This window comes from Cupriavidus sp. H19C3, assembly GCF_049393815.1.
Classification (GTDB): domain Bacteria; phylum Pseudomonadota; class Gammaproteobacteria; order Burkholderiales; family Burkholderiaceae; genus Cupriavidus.
The window spans coordinates 1,315,683-1,335,484 of the sequence record NZ_CP184985.1; the positions used below are offsets into that span (position 1 = coordinate 1,315,683).

At 68.9% G+C, this 19,802-nt stretch carries 9 protein-coding genes; 2 read left to right on the forward strand and 7 right to left on the reverse strand.

Annotated elements, in window-relative coordinates; genetic code table 11:
• Positions 1–3 precede the first annotated feature (3 nt).
• Positions 4–1,857 carry a DUF4157 domain-containing protein gene (locus DFLDMN_RS06005; RefSeq protein ID WP_423197561.1) on the reverse strand — a complete coding sequence of 618 codons (1,854 nt, stop codon included), beginning with the start codon at positions 1,855–1,857 and terminating at the stop codon, positions 4–6.
• 317 nt (positions 1,858–2,174) lie between these two features.
• Between DFLDMN_RS06005 and DFLDMN_RS06010 the strand changes: the two genes are divergently transcribed.
• Complete coding sequence (locus tag DFLDMN_RS06010; RefSeq protein WP_423197562.1) at positions 2,175–3,107, forward strand: sensor histidine kinase; 933 nt, start codon at positions 2,175–2,177, stop codon at positions 3,105–3,107.
• Positions 3,104–3,748, forward strand: coding sequence for a response regulator (locus DFLDMN_RS06015; protein WP_423197563.1), 645 nt, complete (start codon positions 3,104–3,106; stop codon positions 3,746–3,748). Before DFLDMN_RS06010 ends, DFLDMN_RS06015 begins: the two co-directional genes overlap by 4 nt.
• A gap of 35 nt (positions 3,749–3,783) precedes the next feature.
• Here the strand turns inward: DFLDMN_RS06015 and DFLDMN_RS06020 are convergent, their stop codons facing one another.
• From DFLDMN_RS06020 to DFLDMN_RS06045, 6 genes are read right to left on the reverse strand one after another with little or no spacing between them, the layout of a single operon-like run.
• Positions 3,784–6,531: an Ig domain-containing protein gene (locus DFLDMN_RS06020; protein WP_423197564.1), complete on the reverse strand. Its 2,748-nt coding sequence runs from the start codon at positions 6,529–6,531 to the stop codon at positions 3,784–3,786.
• The gene (locus tag DFLDMN_RS06025; protein ID WP_423197565.1) at positions 6,528–7,904 is read right to left on the reverse strand and encodes an ATP-binding protein; all 1,377 of its coding nucleotides are present in this window, start codon (positions 7,902–7,904) and stop codon (positions 6,528–6,530) included. Before DFLDMN_RS06025 ends, DFLDMN_RS06020 begins: the two co-directional genes overlap by 4 nt.
• Complete coding sequence (locus tag DFLDMN_RS06030) at positions 7,888–12,066, reverse strand: contractile injection system tape measure protein (RefSeq protein ID WP_423197566.1); 4,179 nt, start codon at positions 12,064–12,066, stop codon at positions 7,888–7,890. Before DFLDMN_RS06030 ends, DFLDMN_RS06025 begins: the two co-directional genes overlap by 17 nt.
• Positions 12,063–14,666, reverse strand: coding sequence for a hypothetical protein (locus DFLDMN_RS06035; protein ID WP_423197567.1), 2,604 nt, complete (start codon positions 14,664–14,666; stop codon positions 12,063–12,065). The genes DFLDMN_RS06030 and DFLDMN_RS06035 overlap by 4 nt, the downstream gene beginning before the upstream one ends.
• A complete protein-coding gene (locus DFLDMN_RS06040) occupies positions 14,663–15,481 on the reverse strand; it encodes a hypothetical protein (RefSeq protein ID WP_423197568.1) in 819 nt (272 codons plus the stop codon). The genes DFLDMN_RS06035 and DFLDMN_RS06040 overlap by 4 nt, the downstream gene beginning before the upstream one ends.
• A complete protein-coding gene (locus DFLDMN_RS06045; RefSeq protein ID WP_423197569.1) occupies positions 15,471–19,799 on the reverse strand; it encodes a hypothetical protein in 4,329 nt (1,442 codons plus the stop codon). Before DFLDMN_RS06045 ends, DFLDMN_RS06040 begins: the two co-directional genes overlap by 11 nt.
• Positions 19,800–19,802 lie beyond the last annotated feature (3 nt).

Sequence of the window (19,802 nt, forward strand, 5' to 3'; positions counted from 1 at the left end):
CCCCTAGTGATTTTGCGGCGGCTGTTGCGGCTGTTGCGGCTGTGGCGGCTTCCGCCGCAGGATCACCCACGTCCGGATAAACGAGCGTGCCTGCTGGCTCTGCTGCTGCAGCGCCTGCTGGTGCTCCGGATGATGGGTCAGATCCACGCTGCGCGCGCGCCGGCGCCGTATCAGCGGCGCGGTATCGCGGCGGGTGCCGTCCGCGGTGGTGCCATACCGCAGGGACTCATGCGACCGATACAGTGCCTTGATCTGGGCTCCCGTGACGGGACCGTCAAGACCTGCGATGACCGCGCGCGCCTCGGCGCGGCGCTCCTGCGGAACATTGCGTTCGATATCGTCGCGTACCTGCGCGTAGGTCAGGTTATCGCCGTCGCCATAGGACGGCAGCTCGAGCCTGCGGCCGTACAGCGGTGTGGCATGCCAGATCGCCGGATCGATGAAGCTGACGCGGCCGCGCGCGGGCAGATCCACTCCTTCGATGCCACCCGGCCCGAATAGATTGGCCCGGCGCACGTCGGCCAGCAAGGTATGTGCGCTTTGCGGAAAGCCCTGCTCGTACGGCGCATGCCCCAGGTTGTCGTGCACATACTCCGGCGACGCACCTGGCTGCGGGTTGTTGTAGGTGAGGTTGACGAACAGCGTCTCGCCGACCGAGTCCTTGTGCAGCAGCCCGCCCCGGTCCGGCGTGCGATTGGGATAGAAATCGACATCGATGAAGACGTCGTGGGTCTGGCTGACATTGCGCCAGTTGGCGAGGATCCACTGAAGCTGGCCCGCACTGAGGAGCGTGCTCAAGACATTCTCCCGGATGCGCGCGAGCAAGGCATCATCGTCGACCACGAATCTCGCGGTGATGGACGGCGCCACCGCCTGTTCGATCGGCTTGTTGGTCGGCTGGATCGCGAGGTCGTTGTTATGGTCGGGCTGCAGCACGAAGCTTGCCACGCGGAGCGGCCGCCCAGGACTCGCCTGCAGGTCGTGCTGAAACTTGTTGCCAAGATCCTGCATCAGGCTGGCCTGATGATTGAAGAACGCGAAAGTGGTGTCGGCCACCTCGATCGCCGGCAAGCCCTTGCCCAGTTGCCGCCAGTCGGCGTCGAGAATCTCCGCCCAGCACAGCGCACCAATTCCGCCGGGGATGGGCGCATGCTGGCCCAGCCATTGCTGCCCCGCGTGGGTCAGGGCGATCATCACTTCCTGACGCTCCGCGCGCCCCCGGTAAGTGGCGCCCAGCGCCTCGCGCATATCGGCGGGCAGTGGCAGCACGGCATGCTGCGGTCCGTAGAAGCTGTTGCTATTGGCAAAGCGCACGCGCTGCACTGGCGCGTTGCCGCCGTACGCCGGGGCCGGCGCGGGCACCGATGCCGTCTCCGCGCCCTGTGCCACGCGCTGTACCGGCGCCTGGGAGGCGCGCATGGCCATGCTGCCCATGCGATCCGCCTCCGACTCGAGCGAGGCATCGTCGTTGAGCGCGGTACCGCCCGCGAGTTGCGCGGTGGGACGGACGCGACCCTGGGCCTGCTGCACGACATGCCACGCCTCATGCGGCAGGTGCCGCTCCTGACCGGGGCCGAGATGGATATCGCGCCCCTGTGCATAGGCATGGGCCATCATCTGCGCGGGCTTCGACGAGTTGTAATGCACCCGCACATCGGCCAGCGAATGTCCGGACAACCCCTCCAGATTGCTACGCAGCGCTTGCGGCAGCCGCTGACGCGCGCCCGCATCGGCCACTGCCTGCAGGGGATGGGTGGGGGTACGACCGGGTCCGCCGGAGGCTTGGTGTCCGTCCGCTTCCGGCGCGCGCCGACCTTCGCGCTGTCCCTCACCCTCTCGCTCCATATACGTCGGCATCACGAAATCCCCCCATACCCATGGTCAACCCTACCGACGTCGGGTGCGAGCCAGAGGCTTGCAGCCGTTAGCGAAATATCGTGTGGGTGAACTGGTTCATGCTGTTTATCGCGCGGATCATTGTCCCGTTCATCACGGGCCCCAGCGAATTGATAAATTTTTAATTCTGAATTTATCCCTAGTAGTTTTCCTACAATCTGTCGGTACGCCTCCGGATGAAGAGGTGACGAGAGCCCGCAGCGCAGACATCTCCATGAAAGCATGTCGCCGGGCAATAAGAATTCATTAAATTTGTGGCGGGGCAATGGATGACTGGAATGAAACGAGGAACGGGGGTGGTGCCTCGGTGCAGCATTGGCGCGGCCAGCGCCACGACGCGGACTGCATCGACGCTTTTCGATGGGACCACGCCCACACGCGATGCGCCCCCGCATTGCAAATGCCGCCCCCGCCCATCGCGCCGGGAACGTTCCGCCCCCCACCTTGCACCATCGCATTGCCCGCGCTGCGCGCGTGCGGTACGCGACCCGGCGCACGCGCCCACACTCGATAGCGAAGCCCTTGCTCGCGCGTTGCACGATGGCCCCGCGCAACTGCTTGCCTTTGCGTTGATGCAACTGGACCGGGCCAGCCAGCCGCAGGGCGATGGCGGCGACGCCGCCCTGCGTCATGGCCGGCAACTGGTCAAGGACGCGTTGCAAACCACGCGCAGCATGATCGGGGGCCTGCAGCAGATGGCGCGCAGCGGGGCGCCGGCGCTGACGCCGCCGCTGGCGGGGCAATGCATCGCCCTCGGCGCGGATGTCACGCGCATGACCGGATGCGCGATCGACACCGACTGTCCCGCGATCGCCTCCCTGCCCCCTCCACTCGTTTGCGAGCAACTGGTGCGCGCCGCGCGCGAACTGCTGCTCAACGCGTGCAAGCATGCCCCCGGCGCGCATATCCACCTCGCCCTGCGCGAGACCGCGTGCGACCCGCCCGGCATCAGGCTGACGGTCAGCGATAACGGCCCGGGCTTCGACCCGGACGAAGCGTGCAAGCCGATGCGTGGTCATAGCGGCTTGCGCGACCTGCCATCGCGGCTGGCAGCGATCGGCGCACGGCTGCGGCTCGATGCGCGCGCCGGCGCCGGCGTGCACGCGTGCATCGAATGGGAGCCTGCAGCGCACACGGCCGGTGCCACACCATACGCCGAAGGCGCGTCCGGCCCCCGGGCCGAGACCGGCAGCCTGGTGGCATCGCGATGAGCATCCGTGTCGCCTTGGCCGACGACCATGCCATGATGCGCGAGGGCCTGGCCTCCCTCCTTCAGCGCGAAAGCGATATCGAGGTGCTGGCGCAGGCCCGCAATGGCATGGAAATGCTGCAGATTGCGCGCGTGCAGCGTCCCGACGTGCTGGTGCTCGATATCGGCATGCCCATCCTCAACGGCGTGGAGGTCATCCGCCGGCTCAGCGCCGAATCCACCCCCTGCAAGATGCTTTGCCTCTCCGTCAACGACCGGCCCGCCGAAGTGATGGCCGCGCTCGACGCGGGCGCGTCGGGCTACGTGCTGAAGGAGAACTCCTACGACGAGCTCGCCCGCGCGATCCGTCGCGTGATGGCCAACCAGATCTTCCTCAGCGGCGAGCTGATCGGCACCGTGCTGCATGCGAGCCGCCAGGGCGGCAACGTGGTGGAAGCTATCCGCCTGCCGCAACTCACCGCGCGCGAACGCCAGATCGCGCAGCTGCTGGCGGAGGGCCACAGCACCCGCACCATCGCCCAGATGCTGTTCCTGAGCGACAAGACCGTGGCCAGTCATCGCGAGAACACCTATCGCAAGCTCGGCATCAACACCATTGCGGAGCTGACGCGATATGCGCTGCGGGAGGGCCTGAGCGCGTAGCGTCGACCCACCTGCCGGGGCGGCCGGGGCGTCTGTCACGGCTTCTCCGCGCGTGGCTTGAGCAAGGGATACAGCATGCTCAGGATGACGATCACCAGCACGCCGACCAGCAGCCGGCTGGTGATCTCGGACGAAGCGAGATCGGGGTCGCATCGCAGCAGCAGGCCACCGATCACCAGCGGCACGATGGCGGCCAGCAGCAGGTAAAGCTGATACGGACGGCCCAGCGCGCGCACACGGCACGAGCACAGGTACAGCACGAGCGATACCACCGCCACCATCACCAGCAGCCAGAACACGCCACGCAGCGCCCAGCGCCAGTCGCACACCACATTGCATAGCTGACTCACCGGTGCCTCGTTGGCGAGGATGGTGCCGCGCACGGTCTTTTCCGTCTGCGTCAGCACCGGCGCGTTGGCGAGCGGTTGCGGCCACAGCGCCACGCCACCGAAGTTGTCGTTGAAGTAGGCCATATCGTCGGCCAGCTGCTGTGGCTCGGCGCTGCCCACCGAGATCAGCGGCAGCATGCGGCGCACCATGATGGCCCGATTGGTGCCGACGAGGTCGGTGGTGGTCTCCACCGCCTCGCGCAACACCTTCTTGCTGCGCGTGGTGGGCTCCGGCAGCAGCACGATGTATTTCACCGTGACGTTGGTATTGCTACGGTATGCGCCCGATCTGGCGGTAATGCGTCCGTCCTGGAAGCGCGGATTCTCGGCGAGTACGAGCGTGTCGAACAGGTCGCCGAACGTCCAGCTGGGCGGGCGCGACTGCGCGGCCGGGGCGGGCCGCTCCTTGCCCTTGGCCCCGGCCCGGGTGGTGGCGGCGCTGGCCGCAGGGGCCGGGCTCCCGCTGCCGTTGGCGTCCTGCAGCGCCGGCACCAGGTCGCCGGCGCTGATCATAAGGTTCAGCGTCACCGGCCGCTTCTGCTTCTGCAGTTCCGCGATGATCGATCGGATCAGGCGTTCGCGAAAGCTCGCGAAGACCGCAAACCCCGGGTCGGCTGGCGACGGCAGCTGGTCGAGGAACAGCGTGACGCCATCGCCAAGATACGTGTCGCTCGCCAGCCCCGGGATGCGATCCTGCCAACGCGCGCCAAAGTCGCTCAGACGCGTATTGAGCATCTGTGCCATATGCAGGCCCACCTGGTCGGCAATGCGGCGGCGCTGGTCTTCCGGCAGGCGTTGCAGGAACTGCCAGTCACGGCGATAGACCGTCATGTCCAGCTTGCTGCCATAGCGATGCACGGCGCGGAAGAACTCGATCTCGGCGGCACTCGGCTGCAGTTGCAGGATATTGCCATCGTCGTCGAACGGCTGCGCGTAGTTGACAAGGCGATCGTACAAGCTGAAATCGAGCTTGGGGCCCTTCTCCGCGTCGCTCCAGTGCGGCACAAAGCCATAGACCTCGCCGTCGGCGGCATCGGTAAAGCAGTTGCAGCCGGTGCCCTGCCACCCGGGCGCGTTGCTCACCGCCGCGTCGTGGCTCCAGCGCGCCTGTTCGATCAGCCAGTTGCGGACCCGTGCCGGCAACAGCGTGCCTGGCAGATCCTGCCATTTGACCGGCGCCTCCGAAAGTTGCACGGGTGTCCTGGGCGGGGGCCCCTGCCAGGCCACGGCGCAGCGGTCGCGCCACTGCTCGGCGGTGGGCGAGGCCTGTCGCTTTGCCTGCGCGACACGATCGGTCAGCGCTGCCGCGTAGGCGCACACGCGTGCATCGAGCGCCGCGGCAAAGAGCGCGCGTGTAGGGTATTCCACGCCGACCAGCGGCTTCAGCAGAATCTCGAGTTGTGCGGAACCGGCGGCGGACAGCTCGTCGAGGCCGTCGCTTTCCGTGACCGTGGGGGCGGCGTTGATCGCGGCCGGTGCATCGGCCGCGCCGGCGCCCGCTTCCGATGTGGCGCCGGACGCGGGCTCGGACGCCGCGGATGCGGCCGGCGCGGCGGTATCGCCTTCCACGACCACCGGATTGACCTGTTTGAGCAGGTCGGCCGTCAGCATCCACGTATCGATCAGGTTCAGGCTGCGTACCGGCGTCTGCGTGGCGGCGATCGACACGGTCTCGATGGTGGGCACGGGCGCGTTGTCGGCGGGCCGGGCCGGCGCCTTGCCAGCCGGCTTTGGCCCGCGCGGCGCGACCACGTTGAGCGAGAAAGTCTGGCGCAGGCCCTGCCCGGTCTGGTCGTGCAGCGCCACCACGAAGGACTTGCGTCCGCGTTGGGCGGGCGTGCCGCTGACGGTGCCATCGGATGCCAGGCTCAGGCCGGCGGGCAGGCCGCGCTTCGGATCTTCGCGAATCTCCTCGAATGTGTAGGGCGGCTCGCCACCGGTCGCGATGAACTGGTAGCGATAGTCCTGATCGACCACGGCGGCCGGCAACGTGGTGACGGCCGTTTTCTCCAGCGACAGCGGTTCGCTGGGGCGCACGCAGGCCAGCGGCGGATAGGTGTTGGGGTTGACCGGCGGGCAGGACAGGTTCGACGTCGACGCGGGACGTGTCCCGATGGAGAGCGATGCCGGGGCGGTTGGCGGCGTCGGGGGCGGCGTCGTGGGCGGTCTCGTGGTCGAGGTCGTAGCCGGCGTGGTGACCGGTGTAGTGACCGGTGTAGTGGCCGGCATTGGTGACGGCGTCGTCGCCGCGGGCAAGGCGGCGGGCGCCGATGCCGCGGCCGTCGTGGCGCCGGCAGCCGACGCGCCCACGGAACTCGCCGTCGGCGCAGGCAGCAGCCCGTACAGGATCACCAGCACCACCCATACGACGAGGCCGGTCCATGCGCGCTTCATGCGGTTCTCCCTTCCTTGCGCATTTCCCGCGCCAGGCCGGCCAGCAGGTGCGCGCGCGTGAATTGCGTCACCCCCTCGCGGTTGGCCTGCAGCACTGCAAACCGCAGTACGTTCACCATCGCACCGCCAGACAGCTCATGCTGCTCCGCCAGCTCCGCCAGGTCGATATCGGCGGCGAGCCGCCCCGGTTGCGACAGCAGGCTGCGCCAGAGCCGCAGACGCTGGGTCGCATCGGGCATCGGAAAATAGATCATGGATTGAAAGCGACGCGAGAACGCGTCGTCGATATTGCCGCGCAGGTTGCTGGCCAGGATGACCACGCCGGGAAAGTCTTCCACGCGCTGCAACAGGTAGGCCACTTCCTGGTTGGCATGGCGGTCGTTGCTGCTCTGCGTGGCCGAGCGCTTGCCGAACAGCGCGTCGGCCTCGTCGAAGAACAGGATCCAGCGGCGGCTCTGTGCCTGGTCGAATACGCGTGCGAGGTTCTTTTCGGTCTCGCCGATGTACTTGGACACCACCATGGAGAGGTCGATGCGATAGACATCGGCCTGGGCGCCCTGTCCGAGCAGTGTCGCGGTAAGCGTCTTGCCGGTTCCCGGTGGTCCATGGAACAGGCAGCGATAGCCGGGCTTGACGGCCTTGCCGATGCCCCATTCGTCCATCAGCGCGGGGCCCGCCTGGAGCCAGGTCTGGATCATCGCGATCTCGTCCATTACCTCGGGCGCCAGGATGAGATCGTCCCAGGCAAGCGCGGTGGTGATGCGCTTGGCCGGAAACTGCGCGTTGTAGTCCGGCTTGTGCCAGACGCCGGTCTGCAGGCGTTGCAGTGCTTCCGCACTCAATAACAGCGCGCCGCTCAGTTGCGGTTCGCCGCCGACGTCACCGTCGAGCTGCACCAGCCCGCCCCGGGCAAAGGCGTGACGCGGGTCGAACAAGTCGAGCGTGGCGATGCGTTCGGTCAGGTCGCCGCCGGCAACGAGGAATACCGCGGTCTCCCCGCTCGGCAGGAAGCCTGCGTGACGCGTTGCCCGGGCGCCGCCGAATTCGCTGAAGCCGCGATCGAAATCGCGGTTCTTGACAAAGAACAGGTCGAGCGCCGCAGGCCGCAGGTGGGGTGCCATGGCGAGTGCCAGCACCAGCCGCTCGCGCTGGCCCAGACCATACTGCGCCACCACCTCCGCCAGCGCGCTGCCCGCTGGCAATGCCGGCGGCGGCGGCAACGGCTCGGGGGTGCCCTCGTGCGCAAAATGCTGGCGGAAGCGCAGGTCGAGCGCGGCCTCGAGCCAGTCCAGTTCGCGCCGCAACGCGTCGGCATGGCGCGTGCGCGTGGCGGCATCCATATCCGGCTGGGTGGATTCAGCGCCAGTCGACATAGAGTACCTCCTGCATCCAGGGCAATTTGATGGTGCCGAACGACCAGGGCAAGCGGTCCAGCAGCATGTCGAACGGGCCGGTCTTCAGCACCAGCCGCCAGTGCTTGCCTCCCTCGCCATACTCGGAGGCGAGCCGGCCTTCGCGCTGCAGGAAGGTCTGACGCAGGCCGGCGCGCGAGGTCTTGCCGAGCGCGGTCCAGTGCGCGATCACGGCGTCCAGGAGACTGTCCAGCACCCCACAGGTAGCATCGTCCAGCGCGTCTTCCTGCGCGTAATCCGGCAGCCAGTCGTCGGCATGGCGGGGGGCGGCAGGCCGGGTGTCGTCATGTGCGCGGCTCCCCGCGCGGCCCGGCGCGGCGCTGCCGTCGCGCCCCACCAACGGTGCTGACAACGGGATGCCGCACAACAGCTTGGGCAGCACGCATTCGGGCTCGCTTGCGCCGTCATGCCCTTCCACCAGATACGCCAGGCAGCGCACCGCACGCGACGCCGCCGCCGCGTCGCGAAACGCGTTGCCCTCCAGCAGATTCAGCATGGTGAACAGCCGCTGCGCGTAGGTGGCCAGCAGTACAAGGCCGGCATTGCCGACGTAATGGGGATGCCCCGAAGACGGATCCGCCGAAGGAGCAGCCCCCCACGGACGCGCCGCCGAAGGAGGAACTGCCGAAGGAGGGACTGCCGAAGGAGGGACTGCCGAATGGGAGGCGGCCAAATGGCGGCCTTCCGGATGCGGCGCTTCCGATAGCACCGCATGCGCAGGCGGGGTCCGACGCGAGACGCTGGCCTCGGCAGTGCCGGCAGTCCCGCCGGCAGCGCCAGCGACACCAGCAGACCTGCCAGTCGGCCCGCCTGGCGGCGGTGCGATGGCGTTGCGCACAGGCTGCAGGACCTCCCACCGTTCGGCGGCACTAGGCGCGCGCCCGAGCATGCGCACGGCCTGCGACATCGCCGTGCCGGCAAAAGAAAGCCAACGCAGCGACGACAACGCTGCGGCAACGCGCGCGAGCCATTGCCGCAACGGCGCGCCTTGGATCGGGTTGGCGGACGGCGTGAAAGCAGCCCTGGCCGCGCGCGCCGGCTCGCCCGACGCCGTGCGCACGTTCTTGTCGGGTGCCGTGCGCGGTGCCATGCGCAAGGCCTTACCCGCTGCCATGCCCGCTGCCGCGCCCTGCGCCATGCCGGATGCCATACCCGCCGTCATGCCCGGCGCCATGCCGGATGATGCCGGGCCCGCTGTCATGCCCTGCGCCATGCCCGGTGCCATGACTGGTGCCATGCCCAGCGCCATGCCCGATGCCATCCCTCGCGCCACGGTTGTCGCCATGCCCGTTGCCACGCCGGCGTTCTGCTCCCGACAAAGGTGGATCGCATAGCGCCGCGCAAGCATGGCGGGCGCGATGGGCAGATCCGCCGCGAACACGTAGCCGCTCAGGAATCGCCAGTGACTGCGCTGGCGTTCGGCCGCCGACCGCTTTGGCAGCAAAGCGGCATGCACCGCCTGCAGCGCATCGCTGGTCCGGCGCAGCGTACCGATATCGCGCGGACGCAGCGCCGCAAACAGTTCCCAACGCTGCGCCGGTGCGGTGCGCGCCATCCATGCCGCACACAGCGCCGGCTCGGCAAGCCAGTGGCTCAAACGGTTGCGCATGACCCAGTCACGACGTACGCGCGGCACACGGGCAAACGCGGCGAGGTGCGACAGTCGGGCTTCGAGGGTCGTCACCGTATGTAGCGCATGCCAGCGCCATGTGCGCGTCGATGGCAGTCTTTCAAAGCGATGCAGCGCGGGGACCGCATCGTGTGATGCCTGCTCAATGCGCGCAAGGCTGTCCTTTACGAGCCCTTCGCGGGCCCGCCCACCGCGCCCCTGGAGGGCACGACCGATGGGCTGTCCGCTGAGCTGTCCGGTGAGCTGTCCGGTGAGCTGTCCGGTGAGCTGTCCGGTGGGCCTACCGACTGGTCTACCGACTGGCCGTCCGACCGGGCGACCGGTGGTCCTGCCGATGGGCTCGCCGACGCGCTGTCCGGCAAGCTGGTTGCCGCCGCTCGCCAAAGACCGTTTGAGTGGCTCTTGAAGAGGTTGATCGGGAAGCCGCTCTGGGGACAGTTGCGGAGGCCGCAGCCACGGCCGCGGCCACGGCCGCACCACGGGTCGCACGATGGGCCGTACCAAGGGCCGTACCAAGGGCCGCTCCCATGACACCTGTGGCCGCGCCGCGCGAACGCAAGACGCGCCGAGCTGCCACGCCGCCACCGCCCGCTCCCAGAACCGTTGCCAACCGCGCTGGTCAGTCGGCGCACGCTCGCCCAACGCGAGTTGGCGCAAGGTGTATGCCACCAGCCAGGCCTGCAGTGCAGACACCCCGACGCGCGCGCCGCGCCCCGGCCGCGCCCCACGCGAAATCGCCGTCAGCGAAAACTGCCGCAGCGATTCGGCCCAATGCGCACCGCGCGTTGCCGCGACGACCGTGGGCGGCACAGGCAAGCCCCTCGCCATCGCGGCGGTGGCGGCCCGCGCCTGCTTGCCAACGATTCCGGTGGCGTCGGCAGACCCGGCCAGTATCTGTACGATGCGCCAGACGGTGTCGGCACCAAGCCGCGACAGCCAGCCGCCGGTCGTTGCGCGACGTAACGCCACGTCCCGCAGATGAATCCCAAGTTCGCCCGGCACCCGCGCATGCAGGTCGTCGAGCAGCAGTCTCAATGCGGCGCCTCGCAACGACGCGCTGCCGTCGAGCGCGGCCGCGAGCCGGCGTAACGCCGCCTCGACGGGCCGCTCGGGACGCATCGGCGCATTCGTCGGCGCGTTCGTCGGCGCAGTCGTCGGCGTACTCGTCGGCGTACTCGTCGGCGTACTTGTCGGCGTACTCGTCGGCGTACTCGTCGGCGTACTCGTCGGCGTACTCATCGGCACGGCGGCGCCAGCAGCGCCCCAAGCCACCGCTACCGTGTCCCCCGCGGATGTGGCGTGCGTCGCCGACAACGCATCCTGCTGCCCCGTCGCACGCCTCTTCCTGCGGGCCGACCGCTCGACCGCGGCAATCACCCCGCCCAGCAGCAACTGATCGAGCCGTGGCAGCATGCGCCCGGGCCGCGCTCGCGCGCCGGGCGCCGGATTGCCTTCGGCGCCATACGCCGCCGCATGCGCGACCGGTTGCAGCGCAGGCAGCCACTGCCCTAATCCGCCCTGCCCCAATGCGCCCTGCCCCAGTTGCCGTGCCAGCGCGGCGCCGAGTTCGCGCTGGAGCCGACGCAAACCATCCGCGCTCAAGGTTGCCGCGCGCTGTCCCCACATCAGACGGAAAGCCGAGACCCGCCACACCTGCTGCAACTGCTGGACCTGATAGGCACTGAGCCGCCCCCGTGCCTGCAACGGCGCGAGCACCTGCGCATCGAGCGTACTGAGGCTATCCGCCAGCTCCCGGTAGCGCACCCCGATCAGCGCTTGCAGGCCCTCATGCGGCGTAATGCGGCTCAAGCGCGCCAGCACGTAATCGCCAGGCTGCAAGCGTTGCAGCATCGACCACAGCCGCGGCCCGGTCCGACGCGCCAGCAGCGCAAGCCAGCCCGATAACGTACGCCCCGCCAGAGGGCTGTGCGACCACGGCAGATAGCCGCGTTGCAGATAGAACAGGAAGTGTTCCAGCGCCTGGTGGTCCGCCGGGCGCGGCGCCGCCGCGGACACGGCCATCCGGTCCGCGCCCTCGTCCGTGCCAACCTCCGTGCCAACCTCCGTGCCGTAGTCCGTGCCGACGCCCATGCCAGTGTCCGCGCCACGGTGCCCGTTACTCACGGCGCTCGGATCGCGCTCCTCGACGCCGTTGCCCCGCCGTGCGCCATCAGCCCCGCCACTCGCCCGGCGCGCCCGCGTCAGCGTCTCGACCAGCTGCGCCTCCAGCACAGCAGCCCATTCGCTCTCGCTGGCATCCACCGCCAGCGGCCCCGTATCGATCTCCAGCCGATCGATGCGCCAGTGCTCGCCAGGTGGCGACAACCGCGTAAACACCCGCGCCATCGTCTCGCGCCCCTTGCCGTTGAGAAAGCGGCTCAGGCGTGCCTGATATGCATGCACGGCCTCGCGCTCCATGGCGCAACGGCTCGTCCACGACAGCGTCTCGATGGCATGCCCGGGCATATGCGCCAGACGCAGCGGCGCATTCATCGCGCGCCTCCCCGCGGTGGCGCGCTCAGCCGATGCCGCAGGGCCGCCGCACAGGTATCGAGATGCGCCACGGCGGCCGCATCGTCAGGCGCATTCGCCTGCGCCTGCCGCGCCCGCAGCCATCTTTCGAAATCGCGCTCGAACGCCGCCAGCTCCGCCGCATCGAGCCAGTGCACATGCGGCAGGATATGCGCGGGGCAACCCAGCGCGACGGTCTCCTCCGCCAGATCGCGGAAGCTCTGATCCGCCCCGCGCGCCGTCCAGCCAGGCAGGATCACACTGAGGCGATGGGCATAGAAATCAGCCGGCACGTCCGCCGCCGCGCGCGCATCGCCAAGCGGCCGCAACAGGATATGCTCGACCAGATGCAGCCCCTCCGACTCGCGTTGCAGGCGGCACGCAAACTCGTGGAGATACAGGGCCGGCGCCAACACCCCGCCCGGCCCTTCCCGCACCGCGAGCGGCCACCACCCGCCATGCTCGTCAGGCCCGAGCCAAAGCTGCAACGTGCCGTCGGCACCGGAGCCCTGGTGGTAGCGCCCACCATGCGCCGCACAGCGCAGCAGCGCCCCTGGCCACCTTCGCGGCGCGAGGTCGGTGAAGTAGAAGGCGAGGCGATCCGCCACCTGGTCGAGCGCCGTGTCCTCGGCATAGTGCGCCGCGATACGGGCGCGCAGCGGTGCCGCCATGGTCAGCGCTTCCAGATCCGCCGGCGGCTCGGCAACATGACGGCGCGCATGCGCATGTCCGTCGTCGATACGCATGCCAAGCGCGGCCAGGCCGCCGGCCAGCAGCCGACTATGGGTCTGCGTAAAGCCGAGCAGCAGGCCGATGCGCTCCTGCAGCGGCGCGGTATTACCGCGCCGGCCCAACGACGGCCGGCTGTAGTCGAACGCACCCGCGCGATCGCGCGTATGCCGCACGATGCGCTGCACGAAACGACGCTTGCACTCGTACAGATGCGCCTGCCAGCCCGCGGCATCGAAGTAATAGCCAAAGCGCTGGATGCTGTGCTGATCGCAGTGCTCGCCATGCAACGCCAGCAGCAGGTCGAGCACGCGGCTGCGTCGCGCCAGTGCGTCATCACCTGCCGCCAGCGATCGCGCGGCCGCATCGGTCGGCTCGGCACAGACCCCGGCCAACCCCGGCACCTGCGTCGGCCCCAATGGCTCCCACCAGTAGCTGCTGGACGGTTGCGGCGTCAGGCTGAACAGCTCGCGCAGATGCTGCAATTGCGCGTTGCCATGCGCCATCCACTGCTCCAGCAACGCCAGATAGGCGCCAAACTGCGCCTCCCGATCCGCATCGGCAAGCGGGGCGGAATGGGCCTCGCGGTATAGCGGCGGCAGATGGTGCCACGTCGACAGGTAGGGGATTTCCGGCACATAGTGGCCGGACGGCCGGGGTAGCAGCTGGCCCGCGTAGGCGCGTGTGCGCGGCGGCACGCTGGCGACGCGCGCCGCCTGGCGCGCATCCGCCAGTTGCGCCAGCAACTCGCGAGTATCGAGATGGAACCGGCTGCCGCGCCGGGTGATGGTCCACCCCGACAAGGCAGCCTCCGTCTCGGGCCAGCGCAACTGCAGCGCCCAGTCGTCGCCCTGCCACTGCAGACTGTCGGTACTGTCGTCCCCGCCGCCCTCCGAGTCGCCCTCCGAGTCGCCCGTATCCTGCAGCACGAGCCGCAGGTCACTGATATCGGCAATGCCTTCGATCTCGCGCAGCGCGCGTGCAAGGTCGCTGAAGTAAAGACGGCTGTCTCGCCGCCCCGGACCATCGCCGGTGTCGCGCCGCAGATCTTCCTCCGCGATCCAGCCGCATTGCAGCGACGGCCCCTCGAACAGCCGGCTCGTACCCAACGGCCGGCCAAACGCATCTTGCTGCGCCAGGCGCGCCTGCACGGGCCGTCGCGGCGGCGCCGCGCTGACCAGACGCGCACAGCGCTGCACCAGTTCCACCAGGATGTCATTGAGATCGCGCGGCCCCTCCACGCTCATCTGGATCCGCAACGCGCACCAGCGCGGACGCAATACCTGCGGCAGCGTCGCGATGTCCTCGCCAAGGTTGCGCTGCGCGCGGTAGGCACGCGCGGTATCGCGCGCGGCGGCCGCATCGTCGCCGTCGTGCACGCGCAGCGCCATGCGCCACAGCCCGTCGTGGCCCGGCATGGTCAGGCGCAACTGATGCACCGCCGGCACGCGATCGAGCAGATAGCGCATCAGATCGAGGTCGGTGGTGGGCCGGCACGGCAGCGCCTCTTCGGCGCCGTGCAAGGCGTGGCGCCGATAGTGAATGCGGCCATCCGGCGCGGTCAGCAGGTCGGCGATCTCGGCATCGGCGCCAAACACGTTCTCGGTGATCGTGTAGCACAGCGCCTCGAGCAGCGTCACTCCGGGGTCGTGATAGTTGTAGTCCGTCCAGAACTCGCCGCTCAACGCTTGCGTGAGCGCAATGCCATGCCGCCGCAGATCCGGATAGCTGAACGGCGGATCGTCAGTCAGACGCTCGATGGTGGCGCTGTCGGCGGCGGGCTCCAGCGGCGACGGCAGAGCCGACGGCACCACCGACGCGGTGGGCGAGGCGCGACGCAGCAGGATGCTCATGGCTGGCCCTCGCTCATATGGGGATCGAACCAGAGTTGCGTGACCTGGGCCTGGATGCCCACGCCGGTACCGAAGTCGCACCCGGTGCGTATCTGCAGGCGATAACGCGCATTGCGCCCGCTGGTGCCGCTCCAGCGCAATTCGAGCCGGTCGCAGCGGCGGCTATAGAAGCCATGCGTACTGCGAATGCCACGCTTGCGGTTGAAGAAGTCGAACAGCCCGAGCGTGGGGTTGTAAGTATTCATGGCAATCGCGTGCACCAGGCCAAAGCGACCCTTGCCGCGCTGCCCCGCGCCCGCCACCACTTCAAGCGCCTGGCACCCTTCCAGATCGTCGGTCAGGTCCTGCCACTCGCCATTGGCCAGCAGCGGCACCGCGTGCTGGCGCGCGAGCGCGCCCTGCCGCCCGGTGGCGCGCACCACCCCGGCCACGTCCAGCGTTGCGCGCGGGCTTTCGGTGCCCACGCCAATGCGCCGATCCTGGTCCAGACACAGCACCGCGGACGGCAATGCCTGCGCCGCGCTGGCATCGGATCCGTTCCCTGCTGGCTCGGCGCGCCCCTGCACCAGCAGTTCGTCGTTGGCACCAAGCCCGAAGCGCCATGCCGGGCGCTCGGGGTCCTGATCGCGGAAGAAGCTCACCAGCGCATCGTGGCCGAGCGGCGAGTACACCTCGAAGCCATGTTCGACGGTCTTGCGAAAGCCCTCGTCGCTCATGTTGAGCATCGAGTCGATCAGATCGGCGAAGTGATCCTCGTTCGGCAGCGCGCCCTCGCGGAAATAGCGCTTGAGGGATTCCCGGTTCCTACTGGTCATGACGCACCTGCGCGGAAGGATTCGGCGCGGTGCCGCCGACAATGAACGTGCTGCCGACTTCCAGCCGGCGAATTCCCGTGACGTGCGGCACCAGCGGACCGATGTCGTCGCGCAGCTCCAGCAGGTGGCGGCGCGTCGGCAGCAACAGGCTCCACGGCTGCGCCGGTCGCAGCGTGCGCGCTTCGCCCCGGATGGTGTGTGTCGCGGTGTCGTGCAGCACGTTGAACTGACGGTCGTTGCGCACGATATGGAGCATCGACAGCTTGCCCACGGCATCCACCCCGGGCTGCGCGCGCAGGAATGCCTCCAGCGTATCGGCCCGCACGCTCCAGTCGAAATCGGCGCCGATCCCGTCCACATGCCAGGGCGACAGATATTCCACCAGCGCCTGGTTCAGCTGCCGCAACATGGCACCGGGATGACTACCGGGGACGAGCCTCAGGATGCAACGCACCTGCGCGCGCTCATACGCGGCATTGCGCACCAGCACTCGCGCTCCGCTCGGCGCACAGGCCTGCAGGTGCGCGCGCATGGCCTCCAGCAGCGCGGCATCGAAGCGCGGCGCCTCGGTGCTGCGGAACAACTCACCCGGCTGGGGATGCGGCACCACGGCCAGCAGGACCTGCCCCGGCAAGTTGGCCAGATGCTGGTGGCGGCGGCCGGCAGGATCGACCAGCGTGGCTTCGTGATGGGCAAAGCATCGCGCCTTGTACACCTGCGGAAACGCGTCGAGCAGCAGACGTTCGTAATCCCAGCGCGTGACTGCGCGCCGCTTGTGGCGCAGCCGCTCGGCCGCGCGCATGCGCACCGCTTCGGGCTGGTCCGCCGCGCGCCATCCATCGGCCGGGCCCACCTGCACCACCGCGCGCAAGCCGGGCACGCGCTCGCCGGGCATATTGATGGTGCCCGGCGGCACCGCGATCGGCGCCTGCTCGTCCGCCGGCAACACCGTGCGCGTGGCCGTGATGGCCTGCGCATGGACGCCGTAGAGCCCCGCCAGTTGCGTGAACCCCCAGTCCGCGCTGAGCCGCAGCCAGTAGCACTGTCCCGGCAGCGATGCGCAATTGGCCGTCATGCCGGCCGGCAGATTCAACTGCACGATGCCAGAGCGCAGCAGGCCCTGCGTGCCGTCGGACAACACCATATGCGGTGCCAGCGGCTGCCAGTGGCCGTCCTGCCAGGTGGCCCACTGCAGTGCCGGCGCGGCATCGCCCCAGCGCTCCGCCGCCTCTTCCTTGCGCAGATGGAAGAACAGGCTCAGCGTGCCCTGAAGGTCGTCGCCGCTGAGGCCGATAAAAAGATTGCCGTCGCCGGCATGGTGCGGCAACAGGCCGGGCGGCCGGCCATGCTGCGGCACCATCGCGGCGATACCGTACGGGTAAAGATGGTAGGCCCGGTGCAGCAGGCTGGCATCCGCGGCGTTGCCGTCGTCGACGGCAAAGCGGATATCCTGGGTCGACTGATAGTGCAGGGCCAGCCCTTGCAGCGTCGGCGTATAGGGCTCGCGGGGCAATGCCGTGGGCCGCTTGAGCCGGGTATTGCGGGTGAGCGTGGTACTCAGCAACGTGGGATAGATGGCATGGCCAAAGGCCGTGGGCGGTTCCGCCAGGTCGAGCCGGAAGAAGCCATTGCGGCTGCCCAGCCCGTACAGGAACGGCTGCGCTGCCGGCCGCGGTGGCGTGGCGCGATGGAGCCGGCGCAACGCGGCGCCGGGAAACACCAGATGGTGCTCGCGCAGCAGGCGCTCGCGCTCATGCACGGTCGAGAACATCGGCAACAGCGCTTCGTTGCCATTGCGCCATTGCCCGTCGGTCAGCACCGCCGTGCCGAGCCGGAAGCCGGCTGCGCGCCAGTCGCCGGGATAGCGTGCGTAATGCTCGGGAAAGCCACCGGGCAGGTCAGGCAGGTTGGCCCAGTTGAAGGACAGGTGCAGCAACTGCAGCGGCTTGCATGCCAGTTCCTGGCTGCCGAACACCAGGTAGCTGCCAGGCGTGGGCGCCGGCCCGAATGGCAGGAACGGCTTGGACGGGTCGAGCCGTCCAAGCTGGTTGTAGAGCACCACGTCACGCAGGTCGCGCACGTTGACGGTGAGGTTCATCTCGCTCAGCGTGTATTGGCCGAGCAGGCTATAGGCATACAGCCGGCCGCGCGTCTGTACCGCCAGTTGCAGCATGGCCTGCGCCGGCCATTGGGCGCCGTGCACGGCCGGGATGCAGGGCACCACGGGTGGTTGCTCGGCGCCGAGGCGCAGCACGAGTTCCATGCCCCCGCCCCAGGTATCGGCGGCCGGCGCGCGGCGATGCGTGAATACCTTGTCGACCGTGAGCCATCCGCTGGCCGTGCTCACCCGGGCCTGCCATACGCCGGCAAAGACGCGTTCGAAGATCAGGTCGCGCTCGGGGAGCTTGCCTTCCGCATCGTGGTTGTGCGGGGGATAGATCAGAATCAGCGGATCGTCGATTTCGACGCGCGGCTCCTCACGGCGGTCGGCCGTGCCCTCTGCTGCACTGCCTTTTGTGCCCTCTTTTGTGCCCTCTTTTGTGCCCTCTTTGGTGCCCTCTTTGGTGCCCTCTCTTGCGCTCCCTTTTGCACCCGCTTGCCCGTCCCTTGCCGTAGCCTCGGTGGCGGCCGTGGTCGCGCGCCCGCCCTGCTCGTTGCCCTCGTTGCCCTCGTTGCCGCGCAATCTCGCCGCATGCGCGCGCAGCGCCTGCAGATCCACCAGCCGCAGCTGCTCGTCGCCCGCCACCAGCCATACGGCAAACAACCGCCCGAGCCGCTCCGCAAACACCGCGGCATGGTCGCACGCCAGGCAGGCCGCCAGCAGGAATGCGAGTTGCACATCCGCCTCGAACGTTGCAGCACGCTGCCAGGCCGCCTGCGCCATGGCGGCGGGATCGAACGCGGGGGCCGCCCCACCCGGCCTGGGCCGTCCGGGAAAATGCTGGGCCTCGTAGGCGGCATAGGCCCGGAAGGCCTCGGTCAGCCACGCCACGTCCCGCTGCGCGCGCGGCGTGCGCAACGCGCGCACCAAGGCCTCGTCATTGGCGGCAGGATGCGCAAACTGCAAGCGAATACGAACCTCGCGCGTCCCTTCCTTCAGGCGCAGCAGCGGCGAGGCCAGCGCAAAGCCGAGCAAGGCATCCTGCGCGAGCGAGGCGGAGCCGCGCACCGCGCCGCCGAGCAAAGGCCACCACGCGGGCCGATCGACATACGCCGCATCGGGCGCCTGCAGCGGCAGCTGCTCGACCTTGAGGCGCGTCGCAAAGTCGAACTCGCGCTCCGGAGAGATCAGCGCATCGCGCTCCACCCGCAGCGTGCAGAGCGCCACCACCCGCGTGCCCGTCAGCGCCAGCGGTCCATCGGCCGTAAACGTCAGCACCTGACCCTGCGCGTCCTTGCCGCCCACAAAGCGCGTGCCGGCCGCGATCGGCACGATCCCCGCATGGCGCGGCTCCCGCTCCAGCAGCAGATGCACATGTTCCGGCAAACCGGGGCGTGGCGCCAGGCGCAAGACGTCGCGATAGTAGAAATCGATCAGCCGCTCCGGAAACCGATTGAGCGGCGCGCGGCTGTACTGGAACAGTTGCAGCGTCGCCAGCAACAGACCCATGGCAGGCTCATGGCGACCGCCGCCCAGGCTGCGTTCGAACAGCGCCTGAGCCTGCGGCTGCAGCCGTTGAATCGCCAGCGTCAGCGCCAGCCAGGCCCGGCGCAGCCATTGCCGGCGCGCGCGCCGGTCATCGGGCGCCAGTGCGGCCGTCAGCGGCGTCACGCGTGCGGCGCTAGCGGCGCGCAACCAGGCGGGATGCAGCGGAGCCTCGGCGACCGCGCCACCCGACCCACCCGACCCACCCGACCCACCAGACCCACCAGACGCACCAAACGCACCAAACGCCGTGCGCCCGGCCGTCACCACTGCCGCAAGTCCCTGCTCGATCTGCGCAAGCAACGCCTCGCCCAGCGCCGATCCGGCCTCGCCCTCGCGTCCGGCCAGCCACCAGCACCACCCGTCGTAGGTACGCACCAGGCGCCAGACGCGGGCCCACAGCGCAGCCTCGCCCTCGCGGTCGAGCGCAGCGAGAAACTCCTGCTCGAGCCGCGGTAGCGGAAACGTTGCCACTTCGGCCAGCACCACGCTTTCGTCCTGGCGTAATGTGGTATCCCAGCGCCCGGCATCGGCCCCGGCGCCGAACCTGAGGCTGGCCGCCTGCGCGAGCGTGATGCGTACGCGTTCCGCCAGCCCGATCTCGTCCGGCAGCACATGATCGGGGCGCAGCGTATCGGCCAGGCGCTGGTCTTGTCGGGTCCCGTTGGACATGCA

What these genes read in the sequence shown, in the direction of transcription:
- DFLDMN_RS06005 (WP_423197561.1), bottom strand. Translation starts at nt 1,857, where the DNA reads ATGCCGACGTATATGGAGCGAGAGGGTGAGGGACAGCGCGAAGGTCGG.
- DFLDMN_RS06010 (WP_423197562.1), top strand. Translation starts at nt 2,175, where the DNA reads ATGAAACGAGGAACGGGGGTGGTGCCTCGGTGCAGCATTGGCGCGGCC.
- DFLDMN_RS06015 (WP_423197563.1), top strand. Translation starts at nt 3,104, where the DNA reads ATGAGCATCCGTGTCGCCTTGGCCGACGACCATGCCATGATGCGCGAG.
- DFLDMN_RS06020 (WP_423197564.1), bottom strand. Translation starts at nt 6,531, where the DNA reads ATGAAGCGCGCATGGACCGGCCTCGTCGTATGGGTGGTGCTGGTGATC.
- DFLDMN_RS06025 (WP_423197565.1), bottom strand. Translation starts at nt 7,904, where the DNA reads ATGTCGACTGGCGCTGAATCCACCCAGCCGGATATGGATGCCGCCACG.
- DFLDMN_RS06030 (WP_423197566.1), bottom strand. Translation starts at nt 12,066, where the DNA reads ATGAATGCGCCGCTGCGTCTGGCGCATATGCCCGGGCATGCCATCGAG.
- DFLDMN_RS06035 (WP_423197567.1), bottom strand. Translation starts at nt 14,666, where the DNA reads ATGAGCATCCTGCTGCGTCGCGCCTCGCCCACCGCGTCGGTGGTGCCG.
- DFLDMN_RS06040 (WP_423197568.1), bottom strand. Translation starts at nt 15,481, where the DNA reads ATGACCAGTAGGAACCGGGAATCCCTCAAGCGCTATTTCCGCGAGGGC.
- DFLDMN_RS06045 (WP_423197569.1), bottom strand. Translation starts at nt 19,799, where the DNA reads ATGTCCAACGGGACCCGACAAGACCAGCGCCTGGCCGATACGCTGCGC.